Annotated in this window: 4 protein-coding genes; 3 read left to right on the top strand and 1 reads right to left on the bottom strand. The window is 67.2% G+C overall.

The genetic code is table 11. The features are described from left to right. The first annotated feature begins 92 nt into the window (after nucleotides 1-92). Both ABH936_RS14055 and ABH936_RS14050 read left to right on the top strand, forming a co-directional pair. Entirely contained in the window at nucleotides 93-734 is a 642-nt protein-coding gene (locus ABH936_RS14055; protein WP_006944613.1) for a cytochrome c biogenesis protein ResB, read from the top strand. Continuing rightward, nucleotides 683-931: a transposase gene (locus ABH936_RS14050; protein ID WP_240742479.1), complete on the top strand. Its 249-nt coding sequence runs from the start codon at nucleotides 683-685 to the stop codon at nucleotides 929-931. Before ABH936_RS14055 ends, ABH936_RS14050 begins: the two co-directional genes overlap by 52 nt. Here the strand turns inward: ABH936_RS14050 and ABH936_RS14045 are convergent. After that, nucleotides 924-1,685, bottom strand: coding sequence for a helix-turn-helix transcriptional regulator (locus ABH936_RS14045; protein WP_136788242.1), 762 nt, complete (start codon nucleotides 1,683-1,685; stop codon nucleotides 924-926). The genes ABH936_RS14050 and ABH936_RS14045 overlap by 8 nt on opposite strands. Nucleotides 1,686-1,787: 102 nt before the next feature. Between ABH936_RS14045 and ABH936_RS14040 the strand changes: the two genes are divergently transcribed. After that, the gene (locus tag ABH936_RS14040; RefSeq protein WP_404603549.1) at nucleotides 1,788-2,738 is read left to right on the top strand and encodes an MFS transporter; all 951 of its coding nucleotides are present in this window, start codon (nucleotides 1,788-1,790) and stop codon (nucleotides 2,736-2,738) included. The last annotated feature ends 28 nt before the right edge of the window (nucleotides 2,739-2,766 follow it).

Raw genomic sequence — 2,766 nt, 5'->3', positions numbered from 1 at the left:
ATCCACCAGTACAACCACCACCGGCCCCACTCAGCCATCGGCAGAGTCGCGCCCATCACCCGGTTGGACAACCTGGCTGGTCATCACATCTAGTGGCAGCCAAGAAGGCCCCGGGCAACAACGGGCCCGAGACCAGCGACGACGCAGCGGAGGGCGCAGCCGCCAAGAAGTCGCCGCGAGGCGGCGCGAAGGCCGGTGGCAAGTCCGGCACGTCGGTCAAGGCCGGCGCGAGCATCGGTGTCGTCGGCATGCTGCGCTGGTTCTGGCGCCAGCTGACGACGATGCGCACGGCGCTGTTCCTGCTGCTGCTCGTGGCCATCGCGGCCGTGCCGGGCTCGATCTTCCCACAGCGCTCGATCGACGCCACCCGCGTCACCCAGTACGAGCAGGACCATCCCGACCTGTTCCCGTGGCTCGATCGCCTCGGGATGTTCAACGTCTACAGCACGCCGTGGTTCGCCGCGATCTACCTGTTGCTCGCCGTCTCGCTCATCGGCTGCATCATCCCGCGCACCAAGGTGCACTGGAAGGCGATGCGTTCCGGGCCGCCGAAGATGCCGCGCAACATCAAGCTCCTGCCGGCTCACCGCAACGAAACGCTCGACGCCAGCCCCGAGGCCGTCGCGCAGGCCGCGCGCGAGGTTCTCCGACCCACCCCGAGCTGCGCCACGTCCGCACCCGCGTGCGGACCCCGGGGCAGAACGGGTCACGCGAACGCGGGTTCGGCACCTTGAAGTACGAACGGCTCTACATCGATGAGATCGCCGACGCCGTCATGCTCGCCAAGCACGCCCAGGAGTACCGACTGGAGTACAACTCCATCCGCCCGCACGAAGCCATCGCCTGGAACCGGCCACTCGACGTCCATCTGGGGATCGCCGACCCGACGATCCCGACATTTCAAACCACCGAAATCCTGCCAACTACTTGACGCGGGACACAAGTTCGCCGACCTGGGGATGGTGCAGGTGCTTTGTACCGCTCGAGCAGAGTCGAACGTCATGCTTGGCCCAAAGCCGGGCAAAGTCAGGGCTGTTCATCGAGAGGTCGCCAACAAGTTCGGCGAGCAGGCGGTCGTCGGGGTACTGTGCGGCGACGTAGCGCAGCGAGGCGACAGCCCGTGCTGCTTCATCGGCCCAGTCGCGGTGCAGTTCGCGGGTGTGGGGGTCGAGAAATAGCAGCCGCAACTGGTTCGGGCGGGTTGCGGGGTCCTCCGGGGCCGCGAAGGGGAGGTGGCCAGCGACCAGCACGTGCCCGAGTTGGTTCCAGGCCAGGATGTCGTTACGGCGGCCGAGCAACAGTGCGGGCACGGTGGGCATCGAGGTGAGAAGCACGAGGGCTCCGCCGTTCGGGATCTCGGCGCGGGCGGTCCGACGACGCTTGGCAGGCGTAGGCCGCGCTAGCTCGAACAGATGCGCCCGTTCGGCGTCGTCAAGGTTCAGGGCTCGCGCCAGCGCATCAATGATCGCGTCGCTGGCATTGGTCGATTGCCCTTGTTCTAGTCGCGTGTAGTAGTTGGCGGAGATACCAGCGATCTGAGCGAGTTCCTCGCGTCGCAGCCCAGGCACCCGGCGCGTTCCCCAAACCGTGATCCCTGCCCGGTCGGGAGTGACCGCACCGCGCCGGCTGCGGAGGAAATCACCGAGCTCGTTCGCGGGCCGGACACGCTGCTGTTGAGGTCGCACCGGTCCAGTGTGGCTCACGCTTTACTGCGGAGAGTGCCCCTGTCAGGGGTACCAAGCGCAGGGATCTGGCTGCTCCGGTGGCGCGGCCCGAGGGTTGACCGCATGACCACCGATTCTTCGCTCGCGCCTGCTGATCAGGCCGCCGCGGATGCCGCCTTCGGCACCCGTGAGCGCATGGCGCTCTTCGTCCTCCTCACGGCGAGCTTCACTCTCGCCGTGGACTTCTCCATCCTCAATGTGGCGCTACCGCGCATCGGAAGCGATGTGGGCTTCGCGATCGCCGACCTCCAATGGATCTCTACCGCCTTCGCCGTTTGCGCTGCCGGATTCACGCTGCTGTTCGGACGCTTCGCCGACTTGTTCGGGCGCCGACGTCAGTTCCTCGTCGGGATCGCGCTCCTGGGCGTGGCGTCGCTGGTCGGAGGGCTTGCCCAAGAGCCCTCGCTCCTGCTCGCGGCACGGGTTGCTCAGGGAATCGCCACCGCCGCAGTCACCCCTGCTGCGCTCTCGCTGCTGACCACCTCGTTCCCCGAGGGGCCGATGCGGGAGCGGGCGCTGGGACTCAACGGTGCACTGATGGCAGCCGGGTTCACCACAGGTGCCGTCCTCGGTGGATTGCTGACCGATCTGATCAGCTGGCGGTGGGCCTTCTTCGTCAACGTGATCGTCGCGGTGGCGGTCCTAGCGGTCGGTCCCGCGGTCCTGAAGGAGACCCGGGCGCAGTTGCGTCCCCCGCTCGATCTCCCCGGTGCGGTGACCGTGACGCTGGCTCTGGTTGCCGGCGTGTACGGCCTTACGCAGGCGGGTCAGCACTCCTGGGGCGATGTCCGAAGCTGGGGTGCGTTGCTGCTCGCGGCCGTCATGGTGCTGGCGTTCATCGTCATTGAGCGCACGGTGTCCGAGCCCTTGGTCCCGCTTAGTGTGGTGCTGCGCCGGTCGACGGGCTGGGGCAACCTGGCAGGTGTCATCGCGTTCGCGACCGAGACCGGGCCCTACCCCCGGATCTTGGACACGGGGTGTGATTACGCAGCAGGTCGCAGCGTAGCGGTGTAGCCGGTCTCGAAGGCGACCGGCGAGGTGT

The organism is Dermacoccus sp. GAS27A (assembly GCF_044909235.1).
Taxonomy (GTDB): domain Bacteria; phylum Actinomycetota; class Actinomycetes; order Actinomycetales; family Dermatophilaceae; genus Dermacoccus; species Dermacoccus nishinomiyaensis.
The sequence above is the reverse complement of the archived record's forward strand: the minus strand, read 5'-3'. Positions and strand labels throughout refer to the sequence as shown.